21 protein-coding genes, 1 other RNA gene and 1 pseudogene are annotated in these 24,794 nt (G+C 60.6%); 5 read left to right on the top strand and 18 right to left on the bottom strand.

The genetic code is table 11. The annotated features are described in order from the left end of the window. Positions 1 to 2: 2 nt before the first annotated feature. The 9 genes from selD to glp all read right to left on the bottom strand — a co-directional run bounded on the left by selD (position 3) and on the right by glp (position 10,489). Entirely contained in the window at positions 3 to 1,052 is a 1,050-nt protein-coding gene (selD, locus tag AAA138_RS05485) for a selenide, water dikinase SelD (RefSeq protein WP_349089892.1), read from the bottom strand. Between the two features lie 70 nt (positions 1,053 to 1,122). Continuing rightward, positions 1,123 to 1,887: an acyl-CoA dehydratase activase gene (locus AAA138_RS05480; RefSeq protein WP_349089891.1), complete on the bottom strand. Its 765-nt coding sequence runs from the start codon at positions 1,885 to 1,887 to the stop codon at positions 1,123 to 1,125. A gap of 155 nt (positions 1,888 to 2,042) precedes the next feature. After that, positions 2,043 to 3,206: a double-cubane-cluster-containing anaerobic reductase gene (locus AAA138_RS05475; protein ID WP_349089890.1), complete on the bottom strand. Its 1,164-nt coding sequence runs from the start codon at positions 3,204 to 3,206 to the stop codon at positions 2,043 to 2,045. Between the two features lie 154 nt (positions 3,207 to 3,360). Continuing rightward, a complete protein-coding gene (locus AAA138_RS05470; protein WP_349089889.1) occupies positions 3,361 to 4,644 on the bottom strand; it encodes a double-cubane-cluster-containing anaerobic reductase in 1,284 nt (427 codons plus the stop codon). A 429-nt stretch (positions 4,645 to 5,073) separates the two neighbouring features. After that, a complete protein-coding gene (locus tag AAA138_RS05465; protein WP_349089887.1) occupies positions 5,074 to 6,144 on the bottom strand; it encodes an ATP-binding cassette domain-containing protein in 1,071 nt (356 codons plus the stop codon). 3 nt (positions 6,145 to 6,147) lie between these two features. After that, positions 6,148 to 7,590, bottom strand: a complete 1,443-nt coding sequence (modB, locus tag AAA138_RS05460; RefSeq protein WP_349089885.1) for a molybdate ABC transporter permease subunit — start codon at positions 7,588 to 7,590, stop codon at positions 6,148 to 6,150. Between the two features lie 67 nt (positions 7,591 to 7,657). Next, complete coding sequence (gene modA / locus AAA138_RS05455) at positions 7,658 to 8,533, bottom strand: molybdate ABC transporter substrate-binding protein (RefSeq protein WP_349089884.1); 876 nt, start codon at positions 8,531 to 8,533, stop codon at positions 7,658 to 7,660. 203 nt (positions 8,534 to 8,736) lie between these two features. Beyond that, entirely contained in the window at positions 8,737 to 9,216 is a 480-nt protein-coding gene (locus AAA138_RS05450; protein WP_118080408.1) for a MogA/MoaB family molybdenum cofactor biosynthesis protein, read from the bottom strand. A gap of 10 nt (positions 9,217 to 9,226) precedes the next feature. Further along, positions 9,227 to 10,489: a gephyrin-like molybdotransferase Glp gene (gene glp, locus AAA138_RS05445; protein ID WP_349089883.1), complete on the bottom strand. Its 1,263-nt coding sequence runs from the start codon at positions 10,487 to 10,489 to the stop codon at positions 9,227 to 9,229. 211 nt (positions 10,490 to 10,700) lie between these two features. Between glp and AAA138_RS05440 the strand changes: the two genes are divergently transcribed. After that, the gene (locus tag AAA138_RS05440) at positions 10,701 to 12,122 is read left to right on the top strand and encodes a chloride channel protein (protein WP_349089882.1); all 1,422 of its coding nucleotides are present in this window, start codon (positions 10,701 to 10,703) and stop codon (positions 12,120 to 12,122) included. A gap of 87 nt (positions 12,123 to 12,209) precedes the next feature. Then, entirely contained in the window at positions 12,210 to 13,172 is a 963-nt protein-coding gene (locus tag AAA138_RS05435) for a diacylglycerol kinase family protein (RefSeq protein ID WP_349089880.1), read from the top strand. 86 nt (positions 13,173 to 13,258) lie between these two features. On the opposite strand, the pseudogene AAA138_RS05430 reads toward AAA138_RS05435, so the two are convergent. The 4 genes and pseudogenes from AAA138_RS05430 to AAA138_RS05415 form a co-directional block, all read right to left on the bottom strand. Further along, positions 13,259 to 13,570, bottom strand: a pseudogene (locus AAA138_RS05430) (peptide chain release factor-like protein); the annotation flags it as partial. Positions 13,571 to 13,720: 150 nt separating this feature from the next. After that, positions 13,721 to 14,299 (bottom strand): xanthine phosphoribosyltransferase, encoded by a 579-nt coding sequence (locus AAA138_RS05425; protein WP_117765859.1) that lies wholly within the window; start codon positions 14,297 to 14,299, stop codon positions 13,721 to 13,723. A gap of 160 nt (positions 14,300 to 14,459) precedes the next feature. After that, complete coding sequence (locus AAA138_RS05420) at positions 14,460 to 15,764, bottom strand: MFS transporter (protein WP_349089879.1); 1,305 nt, start codon at positions 15,762 to 15,764, stop codon at positions 14,460 to 14,462. A gap of 141 nt (positions 15,765 to 15,905) precedes the next feature. Then, positions 15,906 to 17,189 carry an O-acetylhomoserine aminocarboxypropyltransferase/cysteine synthase family protein gene (locus AAA138_RS05415; protein ID WP_035138013.1) on the bottom strand — a complete coding sequence of 428 codons (1,284 nt, stop codon included), beginning with the start codon at positions 17,187 to 17,189 and terminating at the stop codon, positions 15,906 to 15,908. Between the two features lie 230 nt (positions 17,190 to 17,419). On the opposite strand from AAA138_RS05415, the gene AAA138_RS05410 reads away from it, so the two are divergent. Further along, positions 17,420 to 17,866 (top strand): C-GCAxxG-C-C family protein, encoded by a 447-nt coding sequence (locus AAA138_RS05410; RefSeq protein WP_115596185.1) that lies wholly within the window; start codon positions 17,420 to 17,422, stop codon positions 17,864 to 17,866. Positions 17,867 to 17,933: 67 nt separating this feature from the next. Here the strand turns inward: AAA138_RS05410 and AAA138_RS05405 are convergent, their stop codons facing one another. The 3 genes from AAA138_RS05405 to rpsA form a co-directional block, all read right to left on the bottom strand. Next, positions 17,934 to 18,572: a YigZ family protein gene (locus AAA138_RS05405; RefSeq protein WP_349089876.1), complete on the bottom strand. Its 639-nt coding sequence runs from the start codon at positions 18,570 to 18,572 to the stop codon at positions 17,934 to 17,936. A gap of 308 nt (positions 18,573 to 18,880) precedes the next feature. Further along, positions 18,881 to 19,242: RNase P RNA component class A (gene rnpB / locus AAA138_RS05400), an RNA gene on the bottom strand. A gap of 342 nt (positions 19,243 to 19,584) precedes the next feature. Next, on the bottom strand, positions 19,585 to 20,751 hold the full coding sequence (gene rpsA, locus AAA138_RS05395; RefSeq protein WP_022095232.1) for a 30S ribosomal protein S1: 1,167 nt from the start codon (positions 20,749 to 20,751) through the stop codon (positions 19,585 to 19,587). 316 nt (positions 20,752 to 21,067) lie between these two features. On the opposite strand from rpsA, the gene AAA138_RS05390 reads away from it, so the two are divergent. Beyond that, positions 21,068 to 21,826: an HAD family hydrolase gene (locus AAA138_RS05390; RefSeq protein WP_349089874.1), complete on the top strand. Its 759-nt coding sequence runs from the start codon at positions 21,068 to 21,070 to the stop codon at positions 21,824 to 21,826. A 189-nt stretch (positions 21,827 to 22,015) separates the two neighbouring features. On the opposite strand, the gene AAA138_RS05385 is transcribed toward AAA138_RS05390, so the two are convergent. After that, positions 22,016 to 23,335: an L-serine ammonia-lyase, iron-sulfur-dependent, subunit alpha gene (locus tag AAA138_RS05385; protein ID WP_349089872.1), complete on the bottom strand. Its 1,320-nt coding sequence runs from the start codon at positions 23,333 to 23,335 to the stop codon at positions 22,016 to 22,018. A 271-nt stretch (positions 23,336 to 23,606) separates the two neighbouring features. Between AAA138_RS05385 and rpiB the strand changes: the two genes are divergently transcribed. Then, positions 23,607 to 24,074, top strand: a complete 468-nt coding sequence (rpiB, locus tag AAA138_RS05380) for a ribose 5-phosphate isomerase B (RefSeq protein WP_055251633.1) — start codon at positions 23,607 to 23,609, stop codon at positions 24,072 to 24,074. 177 nt (positions 24,075 to 24,251) lie between these two features. Here rpiB and ndk read toward each other — a convergent pair whose 3' ends face one another. Beyond that, a complete protein-coding gene (gene ndk / locus AAA138_RS05375; protein WP_055251725.1) occupies positions 24,252 to 24,656 on the bottom strand; it encodes a nucleoside-diphosphate kinase in 405 nt (134 codons plus the stop codon). Positions 24,657 to 24,794 lie beyond the last annotated feature (138 nt).

Raw genomic sequence — 24,794 nt, 5'->3', positions numbered from 1 at the left:
GGCTAGCGAACAACGCGGACGGCAGGACCGCCCGGCTCCGCCTCGCACACGCGCCCGACAACGGCCGCGATGCGCCCCTCGGCATGCAGGCGACGCGCAAGCTCATCCGTATCGGCAGCAGGCGCCGCGATGAGCAAACCACCAGACGTCTGCGGATCGTATAGCGCATCCAGCATGCCAGGCTCCAGGCCCTCGTCGGCAGCCACGCGTGGGCCAAAGAAGTCCTGGTTGCGGTAGGCGCCGGCGGGGATAATGCCAAGACGCGCCATGTCGAGCACCTGGTCAAAGAGCGGTACCGTTCCCGACGCAAGCTCGATCTGCACGCCCGAGCCTTCGGCCATCTCGCACGCATGCCCGATCAGGCCAAAGCCCGTGACATCGGTGCAGCCGTGAAGCTCAAGTCCCTCGGCCAGACGAATCGGGGCCTCGTTGAGGGTGCGCATCGAGTCGAACATCGGGCTGGCGTCGTCCTGCTCGATGAGTTCGCCCTTAATGGCCGTGGTGATGATGCCCGAGCCAACCGCCTTGGTCAGCAGCAACGCATCGCCCACGCGCGCGCCGCTATTGGCGAGCATGCGGTCGAGTGGCACAAAACCGCTCACGGACAGGCCGTACTTGGGCTCGTCGTCGTTGATGGTGTGGCCGCCCGCGATGGAGCAGCCGGCCTCGACGCACTTGTCGGCGCCACCCGCCAGAATCTGGCCGGCAACCTCAACGCCCAGGCAACTGGGTATGCAGAGCAGGTTCATGGCATGGCTTGGTCGTCCACCCATGGCGTAGATGTCCGACAGCGAGTTGGCCGCGGCGATCTGGCCAAACAGGAACGGGTCATCGACCATCGGTGGAAAGAAGTCGATGGACTGCACGAGGCCCAGGTTCTCCCCCACGCGGAAGACGCTCGCATCGTCAGAGGTATCGAACCCCACGAGTAGGTTGTCGTTATGCACATTGGGCAAGTCGCCCAGGACCTGGGCGAGGGCTCCGGGAGCCAGCTTAGCGGCTCAACCGCTCGCGGCCGTCATAGACGTGAGCTTAATCTGATCGTCAGCCATCGATACCTCCTCTCATCGGGCAATCATTTTCTCCCAGTATACGCATGAATGCGAGCCTACGGCGGATGCATTAATTGAGCGCCTGTGCGCGAATCGCCGCACCGATGGCACCGGCAAAGCGAGCCTGGGGCGAGGTGGTCACCGGCGACCCCAGTAGCTCGCCCAACCGTTCAACGACATAGGCGTTTTCGCACAGGCCGCCGGTCAGATAGTACGGGACGCTCGCGGCCTGCCCGGCCATGGTCGCCACGCGCGAAACCACGCTGTCGATCACGCCACGCGCAATGTTCTCGCGCGGCTCACCGCGACCGATCAGGCTGATGACCTCGCTTTCGGCAAAGACCGTGCACATGCTGCTGATCTTGGTGGGCTCGCCGGAACGCGCAAGGTCGGCCATCTGCTGCTGGGTAATGCCCAGGCGGTCGGCCATGATCTCCAGAAAGCGCCCCGTGCCGGCGGCGCACTTGTCGTTCATGGCAAACTTGGCCACGCGGCCACTTTTAAGCTGAATGACCTTGGTGTCCTGCCCGCCCACGTCAATCACGGTGCCGTGGTCGCCAAACAGGCGCACGGCACCGGTGCCGTGGCAGGTGATCTCGGTCACGACCTTGTGCGCATAGGGCACGGCAACACGACCGTAGCCGGTCGCGACCACGCGAACATCGTCACCCGTCACGTCATAACCCGCCGCTGCCAGCGCCTCGCGCAGCCGCTCGGAAGCATCGACCGAGGAGAACCCGGTTGGCTGCACGCACGTCCACGCCACCGAACCCTCCCCGTCGACCACAGCAGCCTTAGCCGCCGTAGACCCGATATCGATCCCGATCCCTATCATGGCTCTCTCCCAATCTAAACATCAAAGGTAACGGCGCGTTCAGGCGCCTTAGCTCTAGGTTTCTCAGGTGCCGGAGATTGCCCCGAAAGAGGAGCGCAGCGTACTTTGGGTACGCAAGCGACGGTTTGAGGGGCAAAATCCGGTGCCTGAGAAACCTAGAGGGTTTCGATGAAGGCGGCGATGCGGGTCTCGATCTGGCCTATGTCGCCGTTGCTGTAGTCGGTCTCGATCTTCATGTACGGAATACCCGCGCCCTCGACGGCCTCCTGCATGCGCGCACTCTCCACGTTAAAGGTGTGGCACGCCTGGAGCACGCTCTCCACTACGCCATCGACGTGATACTTCTCGCACATGGCCAGCGTATTTTCCATACGACCGTCGTTGGGCGTCATGACCGAGCAGTTAATGTCCAGGTAGCGATCGGCGATAGCGCGCAGAATATCGGGAGCCTCCGGGTCGATCATCATGGCCGCCGTGCGCTCGCCCGAGCAGTCGTCCATGCACACGACCACGCCGCCGTTGGACTCGATGGTGCGGCCGATTTTGTTGATCACGCCGCCCACCGGGCAGCCGGTGATCAGAATGCGCTTGGCATCCGCCGCAACCGGGCGCTCGCCCGCGTCGTAGGCCTCGCGCAGCTTGGCGACCTTTTGCTCCAGCTGCTGCGTATAGGCCTCGATATCAAAGCTAAACGTACCGGCGAACATGGTGCTCATCAGGTCGACGCCGCTCATGGCCGCCGGCTGATTGGCCTGCAGCGCAAACATCTCGAGCTGGGCCGCACGCAAGCGGTTGCGACGGCGGACGGCAGCGCGCAGGTCATCGTCGGTAATCGTGATGCCGTAGAAGTTCTCGAGCTCTTCCTTGAGCAGACGGCACTCCTCGTACCAACCTTCACGCTCGTAGGCGCGATTGCGACCCTGCGGAAGATGCAGAATGTGCGTGCGCTTGAGCTCGTTGAGCAGCTCGTACATCTTCTTTTTGCCGTCGCAGGTGGTCTCACCGATGATCATGTCGCTAAAGTACGTAAACGGGCACTTTTGCGAATAGGCAAAACCGTACGTCGACTTGATGAGCGGGCACAGGTTTGCCGGCAGCACCTTCTCGGCCTCGGGAATCACCTCGTCGGATGTGCCGCACAGGGCCACGCTTGCAGCGCCCGCGGCATCGATAATCTCGAGTGGCGTATAGCTGCACAAAAAGCCGACCAGGCGATTGCCGGCCTGTTTGTAATCCTTGACACGAATAAACGCCGCCTTGCGTTGCTCGTTGAACTCCTCAAACGTGCGCGGCAACGGCTGCTCAATATTTTCCGACATATAACTCCTTAACAAACCTTTTAACCAACCAAGGAGACGGCTTTCCCAGGTGCCCGAGGTTGCCGTGAAAGAGGGGCGCCGCGCACTTTGGTACGCAAGCGACGGTTTGAACGGCAAGATCGGGTACCTGGGGAAGCCGCCGGGATGGATAACCCTAAATGGTTTCCAAGAAAGCCTCGATGCGGGTCTGGAGCTGACCGGCATCCTCGCCGGCGTAGTCGGTCGTGATGTGCATAAACGGAATGCCGGCCTCCTCGGCGGCCTTCTCCACGGCAAACGACTCCATCTCGTAAAGCGTGCAGAACTGCAAGGCCACGTCGACGATACCGTCGGCATGCAGGTCCTTGGCCATCTGGACAATGTCCTTCATACGCTGGTCGTTGGGCGTAAAGACAGCACAGTTGATCTTAAAGTAGCGCTCGGCGATGGCGTCGAGCATCTCGTCGACCGTCTCGCCGGACTCGTCGACCAGGTCCTTGTAGTAGCGCGAGCCCGTGCAGGACTCCTCGCCTACCACAACGCCGCCGGCCTTCTCGATGAGGTTGAACAGCTTCCAGTTGGGCACGGCCATGGGCGTGCCGGTGTACAGGATGCGCTTGGTCCCCTTGGGCGCCACGCCCTCGCCGGTCTCAACACGCTGCTCGCACTCAGCCGCCATATCGTTAATGGCTCCGGTCAGACGCGGCGTGTCGTCCATAAAGGCTGCCTGCACGGTCAGCAGGCTATCGAGACCGCTGATAGGCGCCGGGTCGGCAGTGCGCGTGGCAGCGAGGCGCTGCAGGGCGCGACGCTTCTCATTGACGGCGCGGATGGCGGTCTTCAGACGCTCAGGCGTAATCTTGACGTCACACTCTTCCTCGATCTTGGCGGCGAGCTTCTTGACCTCGGCCTTCCAGGTCACGAGCGTCGACTCGTCGTGTACGTTGGGAATATCCATGACGTACATGTTCTTTTGCGTGGCAAAGAACTCGTAAGCTTTCTTCTTGCCATCGCAGGTGTTCTCGCCTACCACCAGGTCGCTCGACTCGATATAGGGGCAGACCTCGCCCAGCTTAAAGCCGGCAAAGCTCTTGATAAGCGGGCAGGTGTTGCGCGGCAGGTGCTCCTCGACCTTATCGGTTGCCCAATCGGCACCCGAGCACAGGCCCACGGGGATGCCGTCGCAGGCAAGCACGATCTCCTCGGGCACGTACACACAGAACGAACCGACGATCTTGGTGGCCTCGCCGGCCTCCTTCTTGTCGAGCATCTCCTTAATACGGCCGCTATGGATGTTGGTGGCGACAAAATCCAGGTAGGACGTGGACTTGGGGCGATTGTTCTGCGTCAGGAACATGTCGCCGTACATCTGACCCACGGCGCCCAGCAGCATGTCGTGGTCGGCAAGATTCATGCCGAGGCTCTCCCACATCGGATGGAAATCAAATTCTTCAGCCATGACGGTTCCCCTCTCGAACCAAAAATGAATAGCTACGGTATTGCTGCACGGTGGGTGGCGAAAACCCAGCCGCGCCTAAACCCGGAATTTTGGGGAACCTGCTTTGCAGCTGATTATTTAGTTGTGCGTCGTCTCTCCCGGAGCCGTGAACATACCTGCTCATATGCGACTCCGAGTCATATACAGGGCGCGCGCGGCAACGCGGCGAATGTATGTCGTCTGCGGCATGTGCGCACCCTCCTTTACCAGTTGAGGTCAACTATATCAACGGTCATCGACTATGCGAACACCGTTGACATTCGTACGACAGCGTCGTGTGCCGTCGTTTAATAAATAATTATTTTGATTGATAAGAGTTTGTCATCCATCATTCGGCGAACGGCAAGACAAAGTCGCCGAGGCTTATATCCCCGACGGCATTAACCAGCGCTATCGACAAACCAAATGGATCCTGCTCGCATCAAAATGCATGCGCAAGGTCTCCCCCGCCTGCGGCAACTCGTCGACAGGCACGCCCACCTTGTTGACCTTCCACTGCAGACGCGTGGGCGCAGCGACGCGCGGCACGTCCAGCAGCACCAGCCGCTCAAAGCGCGAATCGCTCACACGGGCCACGTGCAAATCGTAGCTGTTACGGCCCCGCTCCGCGCGATTGTCAACATGGAAGTAGCTTGCGCGAATGCCCAGGTACGCCACATTATCGGGAACCTCGCGACCCACGTTAAAGGTCATGCCCCAGTCGAGGGCCTCAACTTCTTCGTCGCCGATCTTGCGCGCCCGGCTTGTGTTCTTGCAGCCCGTCAGGCGCAGTGCCGCCAGGGTCTGCGGACGGCGGACCACGTCCTCGACGGAGCCAATCTCCTCCACATGCCCGTCGTGCATCACGCAGATGCGCTGGCACAGGCGGCACGCTTCGTCGATGTCGTGGCTCACGTAGAGCACGGTGCGGTTGCATACATCGAACAGGTCGAGCATGTTCTGTTCGAGGGCGCTCTTAAGATAGGAATCGAGTGCGCTCATGGGCTCGTCGAACATAAAGATGCCCGGATGCGCCGCCACCATACGGGCAAGCGCCACGCGTTGCTGCTGCCCGCCCGAGAGTCGCACGGGAAAGCGGTCGACAAAATCGGCCAGACCGAAAATGCCCAGATAGCGCTCGGCGAGCCTTTTACGCGTCGCGGCATCGCCCGCGTCCTTTACACCGGCACATACGTTATCGGCCACCGTCATGTTGGGAAACAGCTGATAGTTTTGGAACAGCAGGGCGCATTTGCGCTCCTGGGGCGACAGGTTGATGCCCGCCGCCGAGTCAAAGAAGATCACACCGTTGACGACGATCTTGCCCTCGTCGGGCGTCTCCACGCCGGCGATGCAGCGCAGCGTACAGCTCTTGCCGCAACCCGAGGCGCCCAGCAGCGCCACGCGCTCCTCGCCGGCCTCAAGCTGCATGTCGAGCATAAACCCGGGATAACGCTTTTTGATATCCAGAACGAGTGACATGACCTATAGACCTCCCTGCGGCGCAGCATCATCGCGCATGAGCTCGGCCAGCGCCTCGCGATCGATACGCAAGGCATCGCCGCCCGCCGGATCGAGCGAATCGCCCTGTCCGGCAAACTCTTTGGCCTGCTTGCGCTCCGCACGGGAAAGGCCCCGTTCGCGATACTTTTGCGAATGCGCCGTGTACATGTTGATGAACAGGATGACCAGGAAACTAAACACGATCACGACGGCGACCCAAAAGAGGGCCACCGAGGTGTTGCCGCCCATCCACTCAAAGTAAATGGCGATGGGGATGGTCTGGGTAATGCCGGCGTAGTTGCCCGCAAAAAACAGGGTGCAGCCAAACTCGCCCATCGCGCGGGCAAAGGCGAGCACCGTGCCGGCGGCAATCGAGGGCCAGCCAAGCGGCATCATAAGCTTGGTAAAGATGCGACGCTCGGACCAGCCCAGCGTGCGCGCCGCATCGAGCATCTGCGTGTCGAGGCTCTCGAAGGCTCCGAGTGCCGTACGATAGACGAGCGGGAACGACACCACCACGGCAGAGATCACCGCCGCGGGCCACGTAAAGACAATCGAGATGCCGTGCGCAATGAGCCACTGGCCCACCCCGGTCGAGCAGCCAAACAGCATGAGGAGCAGAAAGCCGCAGACCGTGGGCGGCAGCACCATAGGAATCGTAAAGACCGAATCGAGCAGGCCCTTGATGCGGCTCGAGGTACCCATAGTCTTCCACGCGGCGAACAGGCCCAGCGCAAAGGAGATCAGCAGGGCAAGGCCGCTCGTTTTAATGGACACCCAAAGCGGGCGATAGTCGATGTCGCCCAAAAAGGAGGCCAGAGAGGTCAAGGGCCCCTGCTCATCCCGCAACACGACGGACGATGCTTCTACCATTTGAGCGCTATCAAGCCAACGCGCGCCGCCCTTGGCATCACCCGAGGCTGATGCAATCACTACATAGCGGTCCCCATCCGCACCGCGCTCGTCAAAGCCATAGGTATACCCGCCGGCATCAAACGTTGTTTCCGCCGTCACATACCAAGGAAGATCCACGTCCCCTAGCTGCGAACCTCCCATGCAGTTTGCGCTGTCGAGCTCACAGACGAGGGCCTTGAGACCCGATACGCACTCGTTATCCTGCGGATCCAATCCATACTTCTCAACCGCCTTGGGCGATATCCACACCATAACGCGATCGGCAGCAGGCGCCACTACAAGGTCCACGTCCTCGTCAACGGGAAACCGGTAGCCCTCAGGCTGGCCCTCCATGGCACGAGCGGTCCCCTTGGCCAACCGCTCAAAACCCTCAATCCCATAGGAAAGCCCATGAGCGGTCGCAGCAACCTGGGCCCCGTCCTCAGCGTCCCCAGCAAACGCAAATCCCGGCGCCCAGCAAAGCGCAAAGGTCAAAGCACAGGCGACAAGCATGCGGAATCTATTAAGCACGAAAAGCTCCAAGCGAATACAGGGACGGAGTGAAACAAAAACGATGGAATTATCGCGCCAAGCCGCACTACTCGGAAAGCTCAAAGCCGTACTTGGCCCAAATCTTCTGGGCCTTCTTGTTCGACAGGCAAAAGTCGATAAACGCCTTGGCCTCGTCGGCATGCTCGGAGCTCTCGGCAACGGCACCCGGATACACGATGGGCTTGTGCGAATCCTCGGGGCACACGAAGGCCTCCTCGACACCGTCGTAGCGGAAGATGTCGGAGCTATAGACAAAGCCAGCCACGCAGTCGCCCGTGGACACATAGGCGGCGGCGGTACCAACTTTGTCAGCCAGGGCTACCTTGTCGGCGATCTCAGGCGCGTACTCGCCGTCGTCGCCCTCGGTGCCGGTGTAGAGGCCCACAGAAGCCAGCGCCTGGTTGGCGTACTTGCCGGCGGGAACGGTCTTGGCGTCGCCAATGGCGATCTTGCCGTCCAGATTCGCGACGTCGGCGATGGCCTCGACCTTGGTGTCGGAGCCCTCGGCGCGAATGATCACAAGGTCGTTGACGAACATGTCCTCGCGGGTATCGGTATCGACGAGCTCGGCGGCCTCGGCGTCGTCCATGGTGCCCTTGGAGGCCGTGATGAGCACGTCGACGGCGGCACCGGCGCGCATCTGCTCGACAAGGTCGCCAGACGCCTTAAACTGCGTGTCGGCAAACGTAGTGCCGGTCTGCTCGGTGTAGAGCTCCTGAACCTCGGGCAGGGCCTTCTCGAGCGAGTTGGCGGCAAAGACCTGCAGCTCGACAGCCTTCTTCTTAGAGGAAGACTTGGCGGAGCCGGCATCGGATCCGGCCGGCTCGGACGTCTTGCTGCCCGAGCAGCCAGCAAGACCAAGGCCGGCAGCGGCGACAGCAGAAAGCGAGACGAATCCGCGGCGAGAAACCATATCGAACATATTCAACCCTTTCGGACCTTGTGCCCGGGTACCCCACCGCGGGCTTTAATCTGCAATCAGATTATACTTTTGCGCGAATAATGTTAGTGAGAAATTATTCTCGCCTGAGAATATAGTTTCGAGTTACCGTACACCTCGGCGTCGATTCGGCGGAAAACAAAAGCGGAGCGACCGATAAGGTCGCCCCACCGCAGGTAAATAGCTTAGTTGGTATGTCCGCCGCCCGCTGTCATCTGAGCCGCGTGCTCCAGCTGGTCCGCTATGGCCTCCCAGCTTTCGCGGGCGGCCTTCGTGGAACCGGGAAAGTTTACGACAAGTGTATGACCTCGTTGCATGCAAATAGCACGCGAGAGCATAGCGCGGCGCGTCTTGGTCATCGAGTACGCACGAATTGCCTCTGCAATACCCGGCACATCGCGGTCGCAGACGGCACGCGTCGCCTCGGGCGTCACATCGCGCATCGAAAGCCCCGTGCCGCCGCAGGTGAGCACGACATTGGCGTGGCACTCATCGGCGGCTTCCACAATGGCATCACCAATCTCGCTGACGTCATCGCGCACGACCACATGTGAGGCGACCGTCCAGCCCTGCGCCTCGATAAGTTCCTCGAGTGCAGCTCCAGCCTCGTCCTGGGCAAGATCGCGCGTATCCGAGCACGTCACAATCGAAATCTTCAGCTCCATAGCATTCCTCCTACAACACCGTTCCCTCGGGCAGGTCGACACGCACGACATCCACGACGTCGCCTGCCTTGAGCTCACACGGCCCTTCGTCAATACGCAGCAGACAGTTGGCACGCTGCATCGTGCCGAGCAGCGCCGAATTCTGCGTCTTGGCCTCGGTCACCAGCAGCTCATCGGTCTCGGGGTCGCGCAAAACCGTGGCGCGATCGAAGAAGCGTCGGTCCTGGCGCTTTTTCACACCGTGGGTAAGAACCGCTCGCTGCACGGGGCGCGCCCCCTCGGCAAAACCACGCATCTTGCGAATCGCCGGGCGCGCGAGCATCTCAAAGCCCACATACGCCGCGGCCGGATTGCCTGAAAGCCCCAGGTAGGGCTTACCCCCGAGCAAGCCAAACGTGATGGCCTTGCCCGGACGCATCGAAATGCGGTCAAACAGCACCTCGCCCTCGCGCCGGACGAGCGCCGTCACGTAGTCGTAATCGCCCGCCGAGGCGCCGCCGCTCGTAATGACAAAATCGCACTCCTGCACGGCGCGATGCACCAGTTCGGCAATCGCCTGCTCATCGTCGGGCGCAATGCCGTAGAACACGGGCTCGGCGCCGGCATCGAGTGCTTCGGCCATCAACGCCGACGAGTTGGAATCGCGAATCTGACCGCGCGCCGGCACCTTACTCGGTGCGACCAGTTCCGTGCCCAGCGAGATAATGCCCACACGTGGGGCAGCGTGCACCTTCACGCTCGCGTATCCGGCGCTTGCCAGCAGACCCGCGCCCGCCGGAGCCACGACCTCGCCGGCGCGCATCACAGCATCGCCGGCATGGGCCTCCTCGGCGGCAGAGCGAACGTTCTCCCCTACCTTGGCCGGCGCCGAGAAGCGAACGTGCGAGCCCTCGTTGCCATCGCCGTCAAGCACGTCGACGATCTCGTATTTCACTACGGCGTCAGCACCCTCGGGCACCGGCGCGCCCGTCATGATGCGGACGGTCTCGCCCGTGCCGACCACGCCCTCAAAGACATGGCCCGCTGCCTCGTGTCCGATAACGTCGAGCGTCACCGGCGTCTCACCAGACGCCTGCGCCAAGTCCGCCGAGCGCACGGCATATCCGTCCATAGCGCTGTTGGCAAACGGCGAGATGTCGATATCGGCCACCGCGTCCTCGGCCAAGGGAAGACCGGCGGCCTGCCACACGGGAATCTCGACGAGATCGGTCGGAGCAACGTGCGACAGAACGATCGACTGCGCGTCCTCCAGCGGAATGAGTTTCTCTGCCATATGCACCTCTTTAATGCCACGGCGCACAACAGGGACGCCGATTCTTTATGCTTGTCTCAGTATAATCCCCCGACGCGCGACCGCGATTTGGCCTGTACCCGCAAATACACCTGTCGGCCGCAAGCCGCGAAACAGAATGGAAAGCAACCCACCGGCTCGTCGCGCTTGCCACGTTTTATAATGCTTGCGTTGCAACCTAAAAGAGGAATATATGGCTCATAACAACAAACCCGAAAGCGCAAACGAAGCGCAGGATCATTCCCAGCCGCTCGACGATGGCGGCTTTTTCTCCCTTAGCGACGTCATCATGGCCGGCAGGCGTCAACTCACCCGCTCCGAGCAGCTCTTGGCCGCCGACACACGCCGCAACGCCCGCAACCTGTTTGCAAGCGCCAAACTGCTCGCGCTCGTCGTCATCGTCTCGCTCGCCATGGGTGTTGCCGCTTGGGCATTTTTGGCCTCGCTGAATATCGCGACCGATTATCGCGAGCACCACGTGTGGATTTACGCGTTGCTTCCCGTTGTGGGCGTTGCCACCGCATGGGTGTACAAAAACCACGGCCTTGCCGCCAAACGAGGTAACAACCTGGTCATCGACTCCGCCCTGGGCACACGCCTTATCCATATGCGCATGGCCGTCCTCACCTTCGTCTGCTCCACACTCACGCACCTAACAGGCGGATCGGCCGGCCGCGAGGGCGCCGCGGTGCAGATTGGCGGCACCATCGCCAGCAACATCTCGAGCCTCGCCCACCTCAAAAAGCATGACCACCACGACCTCATGCTCGCCGGCATCTCGTCGGCCTTTGGCGCCGCATTCGGTTCACCCCTCGCCGGAGCCTTCTTTGGCATGGAGATGTGCTTTATCGGCAAGATCGACTACACCGCGGGCATCTACTGCCTGGTCGCCTCGTTTACCGGCTACTTTACATCACTTGCCCTGGGTACCGAGTACGAAGCGAATGTCATCGCCAGCGTTCCCGCTATGACGCCCACAACGGTCGTCATCGTTGTTATCAGCGCCATCATCTTCGGTCTGACGGCACGCCTCTTTGCCTGGTCGGTTCGAACCGTCAAGAGCCTGTACGGTCGTTTTATCACCAACTATATTGCTCGCGCACTCGTGGGCGCGCTCGTAGTGCTCGCGGCCTACGCGATGCTCGACGCCTGGAAGTATGCCGGCTTTGCCACCTGGCTCTCGGGTGCCGGGTTCGCCGGTAACACGACCCTTGCCGACGCAGCCATCAAGCTCGTGGTGACGGCGCTCACCCTGGGCGCCGGCTTCCAAGGAGGCGAGGTCACGCCCCTGTTTGGTATCGGTGCGGCGCTCGGCGGCTGGATCGGTTGCCTCGTCGGAATCGACCCCAGCTTTCTGGCAGCGCTGGGTATGCTCGGCGTGTTCTGCGCCGGCCTCAACGTGCCCATCACCACCTGCATGATGGCCATCGATCTGTTCCACGGCACGGCCGCCGGATTCTTTGTCATCGTGGCCTTTATCAGCTATCTCGTCGGCGGCCACCGCGGCGTGTACCCCGCCCAGCGCATTATCTCACCCAAGCGTCGTTCGCTTATTGTGGATGAGGGCGGTACGGTAGCGGATGCTATCGAGCGCCACAACGACCTGATAGAGTAGACGTAAGTATTCGCCGTGCAGCCACAATCGGGGGCAATTCGACCTGAGCGCGACCGCACCGTCACGTCATACGCCGGGAGTCGCCCCATGCACGTAACTGATTTTGGTCGCACGCTCATCATCGCCAACCCCGCCGCCCAGTCGGGTGCGGCGCGCGAGGTCGCTGAGCGCCTGCAGCGCTTTTTGGACATGACCGCGCGCGCATCCCAGTTTGACTTGGTGCTGACCGAACGCGCGGGGCATGCCAAGGAGCTTGCCGCACAGGCCCAGGGCTACCGCACGGTTATCGCACTCGGCGGCGACGGCGTGATCCACGAGGTCGTCAATGGCTTGATGGCGCAAGAAGAGGCGGTTCGACCGGCGCTTGCCGTCCTGCCCGTAGGCTCCGGCAATGATTTTGCCCAAACACTCGGCATCGACGATTTCTCCGGCAAGGATTTTGGCGCGCTGCTCACCTGCGAGCTGCAGCATCAGGACATCGGGCGTATTCGCTCGTGGAGCCCTGCAAGCGGCAGCGGCGAGGCTGCCGCTGAGTACTACGACCAGACGCTTTCGGTCGGCATCGATGCCGCCATCGGCCTTGGCACCACCGAGCTGCGCAAAAAGACGGGCCTCGCCGGCGCTCCGCTCTACACCCTATCGGGACTTGAGCAGTTTGGCCTGCGCTACCGCAACTATCCCATGACGGTCAGCTTTGACGGTGCGCCCGCAGAGCGCGTGCGGGCGATTATTATGGCCATCCAGCTGGGGCCCACGTACGGCTCGGGCTATCGCATCTGCCCCGAAGCCGACCCCTGCGACGGCATGCTCGACGTCTGCTACGCCTGCGGCCCCGTCCCCCGTGCGGTCGCCCTGCCTATGTTTCTTTCGGCCAAGGACGGCCATCATACCAAGCTGCCGCCGGTTCGCATGCGTCGTTGCCGTCATGCCGAGCTCACGTTCGAGGAGCCCGACTACCCCATCCAGGCCGACGGCGAGCCCATCGTCGCCTCGCGCATCGAGGTCGACGTCCTCGGCGGAGCCCTCCACGTCTGGCGCCCCACCCGCTAACCCCACCTAAGTTGCGGTGAAATGGGGACTGTTTATGCAGCTAAAGCCGTAAAACAGTCCCTATTTCACCGCAACTTATGAGGAGGCTATTCGTCGCTGCCTGGCTTACGACGGTTGGCCTTTTTAATCGCGTTGAAGTGCTTGTCGTTGAGCCTGCGCTGGCGCGATCGCTGTGGCACCTTGGTCTTGACGCGACGGCGCGGCGGACGGCCACGACGCTCAAGCTCTGCCCTCAGCTTACGCAAACAGCAGCTACGATTCTGAAACTGGCTGCGGCTCTCGCGCGCCGTCACGGTAATCCCCGAAGGGATATGTTTCATGCGCACCGCCGAGTCCGTCGTGTTCACGCCCTGCCCACCCGGACCCGTCGCGCGAAACACCTGTACCTCGCAATCGCGCGCCAGCTCCTCGACCGACATCTCGGCAAAGCGCGCATACTCGCGCCATCCCATCTTGTTCTCATCCATATCAACACCTCCCCTCATAAAAAATGTGACAAAGGGAAAGTCCCTTTGTCACATCGCATACCAATCGCTTGTGTTGCGCGCTTAGGCGAAGGTGATCTCGCCGGTATCGCAGTCCATATCGGCGATGCGGGCTAGGCTCTCAACGCGGAAGCCGCGCTCGCGGAGCTTATCGCCACCGCCCTGGAAGCCCTTCTCCACCGCAATGCCAATGCCGGATACCTCGGCACCTGCGGCCTCGCAGATCTTGATAAGACCCTCGAGCGCGCAGCCGTTGGCCAGGAAGTCGTCGATAATCAGGACCTTGTCGCCCTCGGACAGGAAGCGCTTGCCAACGATGACCGGGTACTCCTTCTGCTTGGTAAAGGAATAGATGGTCGTGGCATACTGCTCGCCGTCGAGGTTGATGGACTGTGCCTTCTTGGCAAAGACCACCGGCACGCCGCCAAAATGCTGGGCTGCAATGCAGGCCATACCAATGCCCGAAGCCTCGATCGTCAGGATCTTGTTGATCTCGACACCCTCGAACAGACGGGCCCACTCGGCACCCATGTGGTCGAACAGCTCAACGTCGCACTGGTGGTTGAGGAAGGCATCAACCTTAAGGACGTTACCGGCCTTTACGATGCCGTCATGGCGAATACGATCCTCAAGCTCCTGCATGGCGCAACCCCTTCTCGCGGCAACGATACCGCGCGATTAATAAACGTTGTTCGATAGTCTACCACGGACCTACCCCCGCCCGCCCCACAAGCCGCATCGCACTATAAAGCTGCAAGACCAGTAGATAGGCCCGATTCGTGGCAGACAGCCTCCCAACACGCTAATGCCGGGTGCGCGTCCTCACCAAACGTACCAATGTGAGCGCAAAGCCCACGGCTGCAACGGCCATCAGCACGTAGAATACCGCGCGGAAGCCAAAGAGGAACACATCCGGACGGCCCACCACATAGCTCGTGACCGTCTTACCCATTGCCGCGCTCGTCTGTCCATACAGGATGCGCGACGCCGCCGTAATACCCAGCGCTATGCCCGCATAGCGCGCCAAGCTGCTCAAGCTGCCCGCAAAGCCAAGCGCCTCACGCGGAGCCGAACCCATATACAGCGAATTATTGGGACTCTGGAAGATCGACGTGCCGCACGACATAAACGCGACGCAGCACACGATCATCAAGATGGAAGAGTGCTCGTCAAGCGTGCTCACCGCAAAGAGACCGCACACGTACACGCCCAGGCCAACGGCCGTGGGCGCTTCACAACCAACACGGTCGGACACCGAGCCCGAAAGCGGGCCCACAAAGGCATTCACGACCGGCATCGCCAAAAACAACAGGCCGGAGATATCGGAGCTAAAGCCGTGGGCATCCTGAAAGTAGAACGGCAGCACAAACTCGGAGGCACCGATACCCACGAACACGATAAGCATGCAAGCCAGGTTAATAGTGAAAGCCGAGCTCGCAAAGCAGCGACGCGCCGCCTCTGTCAACGGCATAGGGCGTTCGCCAGCCTCCGGCTTCACATGCGGCAGCGTATAGAGCCCCACGATAAACGAGATTACGCCAATGGGCAGATTGATAAGGAAGATGCTCTCCCAGGGAAAGCTCGCCACCAGCATGCCGCCGAGCACGGGGCCACACATCATGCCGAGGGCCACAAAGGTCGCCAGAATGCCCATGGCACGGCCGCGCTCACGCGCCGGAAACGACTCGGTGATGATGCCCATATTGTTGGCCATCGCGGCGGCACAGCCAATGCCCTGCACGAAACGCGCCAAGATAAGCACCTCGAGCGAAGCCGAAAGCCCGCAAAGCAACGAGCCACCCGTAAAGACGATTACACCAAGCTGGAACACATTCACCTTGCCGCGCACATCGCCCAAGCGGCCAAACGGCAGCATGGCGACGCACGTCGCGAGCAGATACACCGAGCTCACGAGCTGAATGCGGTCGAGACCCACCCCCAGCTCCTTTTGCATCACTGGGAGCGCCACCGTCACGATGCTCGCATCCAGACACGCCATAAAGGTCATGACGAGCACGGTGAACAGAATCGCCCATTTATTCTTACCGTGGGTATCGCCCTCTAGGGCAATGTGTTCGCGGCGCAGCTGCTCGGCAGTTTTCTCCATGTATATCCTTTCTATCGTGCAACGCAAAAACGGGACCCCAATCGCCTACAAACGGACACGATCGGGGTCCCGCCTACGGAATCGGAACTATGAGGACGTCGTCAGCCGAAAAGCCGTCCCACGCCTCGCACGCACGCTAGCCTAGCACTGCTCGAGCGCCTGCTCAAGGTCGGCAATCAAATCGGCTGTGTCCTCGAGGCCGCACGACAGGCGCACCATGTCGGCGGAGATGCCACAGGCGATGAGTTCCTCATCGTTCATCTGGCGATGCGTGGCGTTAGCAGGATGCAAGCAGCAAGTGCGGGCGTCGGCCACGTGCGTGGCGATCTGGGCGAGCTTGAGGCTCTTCATAAAGGTCTCGGCCGCCGCGCGACCACCGTTAAAGCCAAAGCTCACGACGCCACAGGTACCGTTGGGCATGTACTTCTGAGCCAGGTCATAGTACTTGTCGCCCTCCAGGCCCGGATAGCTCACGAAGCGCACCTTGGGATGGCTCTGCAGGAACTTGGCAACGGCCAGGCCGTTCTCGCAATGACGCGGCATACGCACGTGCAGGCTCTCGAGCGAGCTGTTCAGGAAAAACGCCGCCTGCGGGTTCTGCATGGGACCGAGGTCGCGCATGAGCTGCGCGGTGGCCTTGGTAATGAAGGCGCCCTCGCGACCGAACTTCTCGGCATACGTCACGCCGTGGTAGCTCTCGTCAGGCGTGGTGAGACCCGGGAACTTGTCCGCATGAGCCATCCAGTCAAACTGGCCGTGGTCGACGATCACGCCGCCCAGGTAGGCAGCATGCCCATCCATGTACTTGGTGGTGGAGTGCGTAACGATGTCGGCGCCCCACTCAAAGGGACGGCACATCACGGGCGTCGGGAAGGTGTTGTCGACCATCAGCGGTACGCCGTGGTCGTGCGCGGCCTTGGCAAAGCGCTCGATATCGAGTACGGCAAGGGCGGGGTTTGCGATCGTCTCGCCAAAGACGAGCTTGGTGTTGGGCTGGAAGGCTGCCTCGAGCTCCTCATCGGTGCAGTCGGGGGCAACGAAGGTGCAGGTCAGCCCCATACGGCCCATGGTGTGGGCGAGCAAGTTGTACGTACCGCCGTAGATGGCAGAGCTTGCGACCACGTGATCGCCGGCACCGGCAACGTTAAAGATCGCGAGGAAGTTCGCAGCCATGCCCGAGCTCGTGAGCATCGCGGCAGTGCCGCCCTCCATCTCGCAGATCTTGGCGGCAACCAAATCGCACGTGGGATTCTGCAGACGGCTGTAGAAATAGCCCGACTCCTCCAGGTCAAACAGCTTGCCCATGTGCTCGGACGTGTCGTACTTCCACGTGGTGGACTGGTAGATGGGCACCTGGCGCGGCTCCGCATCTCCCGGGTGATAGCCGCCCTGAACACATGTCGTACCGATGGTCTGCTCGCTCATATCTAGCTCCCTTGCCTGGGTTACGTTTCATTCGGTTCACGATACAGCTACCCTGCACCCCTCTCAACCCATCCCCAAGGTAGGTTATTGGACAAATTGATCAGGGGTATTTATCTCAAGCCTTGGGCATTTGCTCGATAGATAAAAATGAGGCATACATGAAGCTCTCGATGATTACACGCACCGTCACGGGTACCATAGGCGGGTACACCGTGACCAAGGAGACAACGATGAAGCAAATCGATACGGCCCAGCTCGACATCACCGCCTGTCAGGCTCAGGCTGCCGAATACCACGCCCGTGGCTTTAACTGCGCCCAGGCCGTCGCCTGCACGCTCGCGCCCGCCGTCGGGCTCGACCCCCAGGTCGCCTTTACCCTCACCGAGGGCTTTGGCGCCGGCATGGGCGGCATGACCGAAACCTGCGGCGCCATCTCGGGCGCCGTGGCCATCATGGGCTTCGTGATGAGCGACGGCATGGAAAACCCCAAGACCAAGGGTCAGACCTACAAACTGTCGCGCGAAATCGCCAAGCGTTTTGGCGAGAAGAACACGACGACCGTCTGCGGCACGCTCAAGGGCATTGGATCGGATAAGGGTCCGCTCCGCAGCTGCCCCGGCTGCATCGACGATGCCGTCGAGATCGCCTGCGATATGCTAAAGCAGCTTGCCGAGTAAACGGCAGCAACAGAAAACGACGGCCGGCGCGCTTGGGATCCATCCAAAAGCACGCCGGCCGTCGCCGTTAGAACTCGGCAAATTCGGGAGCGCCGACCTCAATCTCCTCGCGCCCCGCCATAAGCTCGCGCATCTTGGCGCAAAACGACTCCTGCTCCCCTGCCTTAAACACCAAGTGAAGTGTCACGGTATCCGCGTAATCGGTATCCGAAACCTTGGCACCCGAATCCTGGGCCAAGCGAAGCACCTGCTCATACTGCGGATAGGCCACATGCACGACAACCGGCACGACACTCGTCATCTCGACGATCTGCCCGGACTCCTGAGCCGAGGCCACCGCCGCCTGCGTCGCCGCGGTATAGGCGCGCACCAAGCCACCAGGACCCAACAGCGTGCCGCCAAAATAGCGCGTCACCACGCAGCAAACATTTTTGAGCCCCGCGCCGCGCAGCACCTCGAGCGTCGGCATACCGCTCGTGCGGCTCGGCTCACCGTCATCGCTCTGGCGCTCGCGTCCATCGACCAAAATCCACGCGGGCACATTATGTCGAGCGTCGTAATGACGTTTGCGAACCATCTCGATAAAGGCATTCGCCTCATCCTCGGACTCAATATGGACCAGCTGGGCAATAAACCGGCTCTTGCGGTCCACAAACTCGCCCGAAGCCTCAATATTCGATTGCAGAGTAAAATAGCTGTCCAACAAAGCCCCTCAACAACAAGCAAAGCAACAAACAGCCTCAATAATACGGCAAAGGCCGTACCGTTGCCCTCGCCAACAAGAACGGAAACACCAATGATGCCGTCACCAACAGCGAGAACCCGTCAGCGCGAGCAAGGTGCCTTGAAAGACGAGATTGCAACAGAAATGAGGCTGCCGATGACCAGGCAAAAACAGCGAGACGGCGTCAGCTGAGTCGATTTGGCCCGAAAGAGGAGGGAGCACGCCTTATGGCGGCGACCGACGAATGAGCGCCAAATCGGCCAGCTGATGCCGTCGCAGCGTCAACATAGTTGCTGAGTGGGCCTATAAGCCGGGTTCTGTCGTGAACGGTCATTTATCTTGTCTGCACGTTACCGTGCAGCTCCACGCACGCTACCCGAACGCGGACCGGGCCGGCCCATAGCGTTCCTATTCGCGCTTGCTCCGGATGGGGCTTGCCAAGCCGCCGTGTTGCCACGACGCTGGTGGTCTCTTACACCACCGTTTCAGCTTTTCCCTTTACGCCTTGCGGCGCAGGTGGGAGTCTTCTTTTCTGCGGCGCTTTCCGTCGGATCACTCCGCCCGGCCGTTAGCCGGCATCCCGCCCTCTGGAGCCCGGACTTTCCTCACGCGTGCCGCAAGCAGCACATCGCGCGACCGTCTGGCCCACTCAGCAGTGCAAGAGTGTAGCACACCGTTGTCACAGGCAATGGCACAACACAAGCGTTCGACACGATAAACCAAGAACCACGCTATGCAGTACAATAGTATCGTCGATGGGCAACGTCGTCAGTCGAGACGCGACCGCGCTCCGCACCCCTCCGTCTACTCGGCGCGTTCCCGCCTCCTCCCCGAGGCGGGATGTCGGCATTTTTCATGCACTGACAACCCAATAGCCCGTGAACAGCCTAGGCGGCATTGCACACGGGCGGCATCGCGCACCTCAGCAACAAATGCAAAAAGGGACCCGTCCATTGCGGACGGATCCCTTAAAACAAGTGATCGTCAAACCGATTTACTCGGCGTCGGTCTCCTCGTCCTTCTTCTCGGAAGGCAGCGGGGTAACCTCGATCTCGACGCCCAGAGTCTCAGCAGCAGACTTCATGGACAGGGAGATACGACGACGGTCGAGGTCGATCTCCATGACCTTGACCTGAACCTTGTCGCCCACGTGGGTGACCTGAGAAGGCTGATCGACGTGCTTGTTGGCCATCTCGGAGATGTGGACCAGGCCCTCGATGCCCTCGCCCAGGTCGACGAAAGCGCCGAACGGGACAAGCTTGGTCACAGTGCCCTCGACGATAGCGCCGACGGGGTACTTCTTGACGAGTGCGCGCCACGGATCCTCGGTGGTCTGCTTGAGACCCAGGGAGATGCGCTCGCGGTTGAGATCGACGTCGAGAACCTCGACCTCGACCTCCTGGCCGACCTTGACAACCTCGGAAGGATGGTTGACGTGGTTCCAGGAGAGCTCGGAGATGTGGATGAGGCCGTCGATACCGCCGAGGTCGACGAAGGCGCCGAAGTCGACGATGGAGGAAACGGTGCCCTGGAGACGCATGCCAGACTTGAGCTTGGACAGGATCTCGGAGCGCTCGGCCTTACGGGACTCCTCGAGCACGACGCGACGGGAGAGGACGACGTTGTTGCGGTTGCGGTCCATCTCGATGACGCGGGCCTCGATGCGGGTGCCCATGTAGGAGGTGAGGTCCTTGACACGACGGAGGTCGACGAGGGAGGCGGGCAGGAAGCCACGCAGGCCGATGTCGAGGATCAGGCCGCCCTTGACAACCTCGATAACCTCGCCCTCGACGTTCTCGCCGGAGTTGAACTTCTCCTCGATGCGGTTCCAAGCACGCTCGTACTCGGCACGCTTCTTGGACAGGACCAGACGACCGTCCTTGTCCTCCTTCTGGAGAACCAGGGCCTCGATGGGATCACCGAGTGCAACGATGTCTGCAGGGTTAGCGTCCTTGCGGATGGACAGCTCGCGGACCGGGATAACGCCCTCGGACTTGAATCCGATGTCAACGAGCACCTCGTCATGCTCGATCTTAACGACAGTGCCGTTAACGAGATCGCCCTCATCAAAGTCGGTAATCGTACCGTCGATGAGGTTGTTCATCTCCTCCTCGTTGACATCGTCAAGAGAGAAAATGGACGAGTTCTGAATCTCACTCAAAGGTGGACCCCTTTCGAACTACGGGGCCCCGATTGCTAGGACCTACAGAAGGGTGCGACAAGCACACAACGTTTAGGAACACTCGGGAGCCGACAGATACTAATGTGACGCTTATGCAATCACGTTCGTATAGGTTACGGGGAAATGGGTTCGATTTCAAGCGTGAACTGCGTTTTTTTACTCGTGTGGAGACTTTTTCGTAATCTTATGGACAGCCGTCTCCACAACTTGACGATAAGCAGTTTGCCCATACGCCTTTGAGGTAAAGTATCCGGAGCCAACGATTCTGGAACGATTTATCGAGAAAGGTGCCCGCGTGCTCAAAGCAGTCGTTTTCGATATGGACGAAACGCTTCTTAGCATCAACCTCAACGCATTCATCCTTCGCTATTTTAAGGATGTCTCGTCGATGCTCGCGGATATCGGTCGCCGCAGCCACGGTGGCACGATGGCACGCCTCGGCACCATCTTGGTCGACCTCAACGCCAATCGCCGAAGCGGCACGGATAATCGCACCAATCTGGAGTTCTACCAAGAAGAGGTTGAGCGCCGGTGCGGCATTTGCCTCTCGGACCCACTTATCTACGAGGCGTTTACCTACTACGACCGCGAAGTCCTGCCGTACAAGAACGACGATGTCATCAACGCCCACGCCATGCCCGGCGCACACGCCGCGCTTCAGGCCGTACAGGATGCAGGACTGCGTTGCGCGCTCTTTACCAATCCCAGCTTTTCGCAGGGGGCCATCGAGTGCCGCATGGGTTGGGGCGATCTGGCCGACGTCCCCTTTGAGCTCGTCACGCACATGGGAAACACCACCCGCTGCAAGCCCGATGCCACCTACTATCTAGAGCAGCTTCAGGTGATGGGGCTCGAGCCGCACGAGGTCCTCATGGTGGGCAACGATCCCAAACGCGACTTCCCCAGCCCCGCCTGCGGCATTCAGACTGCCTATGTGGGCCAAGGCAAGCCCAGCCGAGCCACCTGGCGCGGAACCATGGAAGACTTCGCCCGCGATTTCAACGCCGTAGTAGAAGCCTTCTACGAGCACCAAATAGCCGACGAACTGTCCTAGGACCCCTCCCACCAAACAAAATAGCGCCGCAGGTTGAGCATAAGTCAGCGAAAACGCCCCTAAGCGAGCAATGTGCCTTGAAAGAGGAGGGCATAGGCCTTCTGGCCATGCCCGACGATTGAAAGGCAGATTGCCGCTTAGGGGCGTTTGCAGCGTCGACTGGTTACGCGGTTTGGTAAAACCGCGTAACTAACAGACTCGAGTCTTGCCGATCATGATGTTGAGGATCTCGACATCGGTATCTTTCATACCCACACGGCCCACGTAGCCCATGCTGGCGATTGTCTGCTCGACGGTATCCTGGATCAGGCCCTCGCCGGCGCGGAAGCCACGACCCTGCATGGCCATATCGTGACCTAGAATCGCCGCATCAACGGCAGCGGAAATCTTGGCGGCACAGCTTGCCTTGGCGCCATCGCACACGATGCCGCCCACGTTACCGAGTGTGTTCGAAACCGTCGCGCCAATCTGCTCGCGCGTGCCACCACACAGCCAGGTAATCGCAGCGCCGGCGCCACACGCGGCGCAAATAGCACCGCAAAACGCCGAGAGCGCACCAATATAGCTCTTGATATGCACGGCGATAAGATCGGACAGCATCACGGCGCGCACCAGGCGATCGTGGTCGCAGCGCAGGTACTCGGCATACTCCATAACGGGCAGTGCGCAGGTAATGCCCTGGTTGCCCGAGCCGCACACAATGGCGACCGGCAGCGCACAGCCGTTCATGCGGGCGTCGGACCCGGCGGCCGCACGGGCGCGGGCACGGCAGGCGACGTCATCGGCACGAGCACCCAGCAGCGTGCGGCCAACCTCGGCACCCCAAGCGTGCGCCAGGCCCTCGGCGCTGATCGCGCCGTTCAGCTCAATCTGACGCTCAACGGCAGCGCGGGCACCATCGATGTCGCCGTCCTCAATAAAGTCGATGATGGACTCAATCGACATGGGCGTGTCAGCGCTATCTGCCGCACGCTCGGCCATAACGCGCTCGGCGCAGGCGGCACACTCCCCCGCCGACTTGCCGCATACCGGAATACCGTCGAGCGTATGGCACGTGACATTGGTGTGGTGGTCGGTAATCTCGACGACTGCGGTATGGCCCCCGGCTGTGGCAGTCACCTTGATGTAGAGGTTGGGCACACCCTCGACAAGCGACACATCGCAGTAGCCGGCATCGGCGAGGAGCTCGGCCACACGAGCACGGTCTTTATCGTCAACGCTCTCGAGCACCTCAAGCGCGCTCTTGGCGTCGCCGCCCACGGCACCCAGCACGGCCGCCGCCTCAATACCGTGCATACCGCCCGAATTGGGCACGGTCACGCTCTTAACGTTCTTGATGATGTTGCCCGAGCAGGCGACATCCATATGATCGGGTTCGCAACCGAGCGTCTGACTCGCCAGCGCCGCCGCATAGGCAACGGCAATGGGCTCGGTGCAGCCGAGCGCACAGACAAGCTCGCGGTTCAAAACATCGCAAAACGCGGTATCACGAAGGGAATCGGCAGGCATAGGTATCTCCTACTTGTATAACGGACTGGGCTCTCAAAAAGAGTTAGCTCTTTTATTTGATAACAATGCATCAAAAACCGCAACCATGGTTCCGGCGGACGGCGTTCAAGCGCAATCTGACAGCATTCATTCATGAAAAGATAGTCTTGCTGCAAACTAAAGCGTTTGACCAAAAAACGCCCGAGCGTTTACGCAAAAGTCGCGCTATCATGCAGTCGAACGCGGTAAAACCTTTAGCAATCTCGCCGCACAGACCAGAGAGGAACCATCCATGAAGATCGGTATCGGCAACGACCACGCCGCCGTCGAGCTCAAGAACATCATCTCCGAGCACCTGAAGGAGCGCGGCTGCGAGGTCGTGAACTTTGGCACCGACACCTCCGAGAGCTTTGACTACCCCATCGCCGGCTACAAGGTGGGTAAGGCCGTTGCCAACGGCGACGTCGACCTGGGCATCCTGATCTGCGGCACCGGTGTCGGGATTAGCCTGGCCGCCAACAAGGTCGAGGGCGTACGCGCCGTCGTGTGCTCCGAACCCTTCAGCGCCAAGCTCTCGCGCATGCACAATAATACCAACGTACTCGCCTTTGGCGCCCGCGTCGTGGGCTCCGAGCTCGCCAAGATGATCGTCGACGAGTGGCTCGACGCCGAGTTTGAGGGCGGCCGCCACGAGCGTCGCGTCAATCTCCTCAACGAAATCGACCAGACCCGCGGACTCAAGGTCGTCGACGAGGCTTAAAGACTTACAAAGCCAAACGCTAACGCCAGCCCCCGCCCGGAGCACACATCCGGACGGGGACTCTTTAGTAGATTTCTACGCTGTTACCAGAAATCTACTGGAATATAAAGGGCGCCGCGGACGGAGTTCCGCGGCGCCCAAGCCACACGCTAACAGCTTTAAGGAGTCAAAGCTGGTTTAGCCAAAGAAGCGCTTGATCTCGATCTCGGCGTTCTCCAGGCAGTCGGAGCCGTGAATCACGTTGGCGTTGACATCGACAGCGAAATCGCCGCGAATGGTGCCGGGGGCAGCGTCAAGCGGGTTGGTAGCGCCCATGAGGGTGCGCATCTTGGAGACAGCGGAGAGACCGGAAACGACCATCTTGACGACCGGACCGCTCGTCATAAAGTCACAGAGACCGCCAAAGAAGGGCTTGTCGGCCAGATGGGCGTAGTGCTCCTCGACGGTAGCGCGCTCGAGCGTGGTCATCTCCATGCGCTCGATGACAAGGCCGCTGCGCTCAATGCGAGCAACAATCTCGCCGATCTTGCGGTCGCGCACGGCGTCGGGCTTAATCATGATGAAGGTCTTCTCGATAGCCATAAGGTAGCCTTTCAAGTAGGTTCGCGCGTGCCCAAGTCCCATTCCGGCACCCGCCTGGACTGCATCGTAACAGAGTTTTAGCTGCAGTTAAACAAAAAGCTGTTTATTGAAACGTTGTAATTTATTGAAGCGTTCCAT

The sequence above is a fragment of the Collinsella sp. CLA-JM-H32B genome (assembly GCF_040098065.1).
Lineage (GTDB): Bacteria > Actinomycetota > Coriobacteriia > Coriobacteriales > Coriobacteriaceae > Collinsella.
This window is presented reverse-complemented; position numbering and strand designations above follow the sequence as displayed.

Bases quoted from the DNA above. Each gene is read 5' to 3' on its own strand.
- AAA138_RS05480 (WP_349089891.1), bottom strand. From the start codon at position 1,887: ATGATAGGGATCGGGATCGATATCGGGTCTACGGCGGCTAAGGCTGCT.
- AAA138_RS05475 (WP_349089890.1), bottom strand. From the start codon at position 3,206: ATGTCGGAAAATATTGAGCAGCCGTTGCCGCGCACGTTTGAGGAGTTC.
- AAA138_RS05470 (WP_349089889.1), bottom strand. From the start codon at position 4,644: ATGGCTGAAGAATTTGATTTCCATCCGATGTGGGAGAGCCTCGGCATG.
- AAA138_RS05465 (WP_349089887.1), bottom strand. From the start codon at position 6,144: ATGTCACTCGTTCTGGATATCAAAAAGCGTTATCCCGGGTTTATGCTC.
- modA (WP_349089884.1), bottom strand. From the start codon at position 8,533: ATGTTCGATATGGTTTCTCGCCGCGGATTCGTCTCGCTTTCTGCTGTC.
- AAA138_RS05450 (WP_118080408.1), bottom strand. From the start codon at position 9,216: ATGGAGCTGAAGATTTCGATTGTGACGTGCTCGGATACGCGCGATCTT.
- glp (WP_349089883.1), bottom strand. From the start codon at position 10,489: ATGGCAGAGAAACTCATTCCGCTGGAGGACGCGCAGTCGATCGTTCTG.
- AAA138_RS05440 (WP_349089882.1), top strand. From the start codon at position 10,701: ATGGCTCATAACAACAAACCCGAAAGCGCAAACGAAGCGCAGGATCAT.
- AAA138_RS05435 (WP_349089880.1), top strand. From the start codon at position 12,210: ATGCACGTAACTGATTTTGGTCGCACGCTCATCATCGCCAACCCCGCC.
- AAA138_RS05425 (WP_117765859.1), bottom strand. From the start codon at position 14,299: ATGCAGGAGCTTGAGGATCGTATTCGCCATGACGGCATCGTAAAGGCC.
- AAA138_RS05420 (WP_349089879.1), bottom strand. From the start codon at position 15,764: ATGGAGAAAACTGCCGAGCAGCTGCGCCGCGAACACATTGCCCTAGAG.
- AAA138_RS05415 (WP_035138013.1), bottom strand. From the start codon at position 17,189: ATGAGCGAGCAGACCATCGGTACGACATGTGTTCAGGGCGGCTATCAC.
- AAA138_RS05410 (WP_115596185.1), top strand. From the start codon at position 17,420: ATGAAGCAAATCGATACGGCCCAGCTCGACATCACCGCCTGTCAGGCT.
- AAA138_RS05385 (WP_349089872.1), bottom strand. From the start codon at position 23,335: ATGCCTGCCGATTCCCTTCGTGATACCGCGTTTTGCGATGTTTTGAAC.
- rpiB (WP_055251633.1), top strand. From the start codon at position 23,607: ATGAAGATCGGTATCGGCAACGACCACGCCGCCGTCGAGCTCAAGAAC.
- ndk (WP_055251725.1), bottom strand. From the start codon at position 24,656: ATGGCTATCGAGAAGACCTTCATCATGATTAAGCCCGACGCCGTGCGC.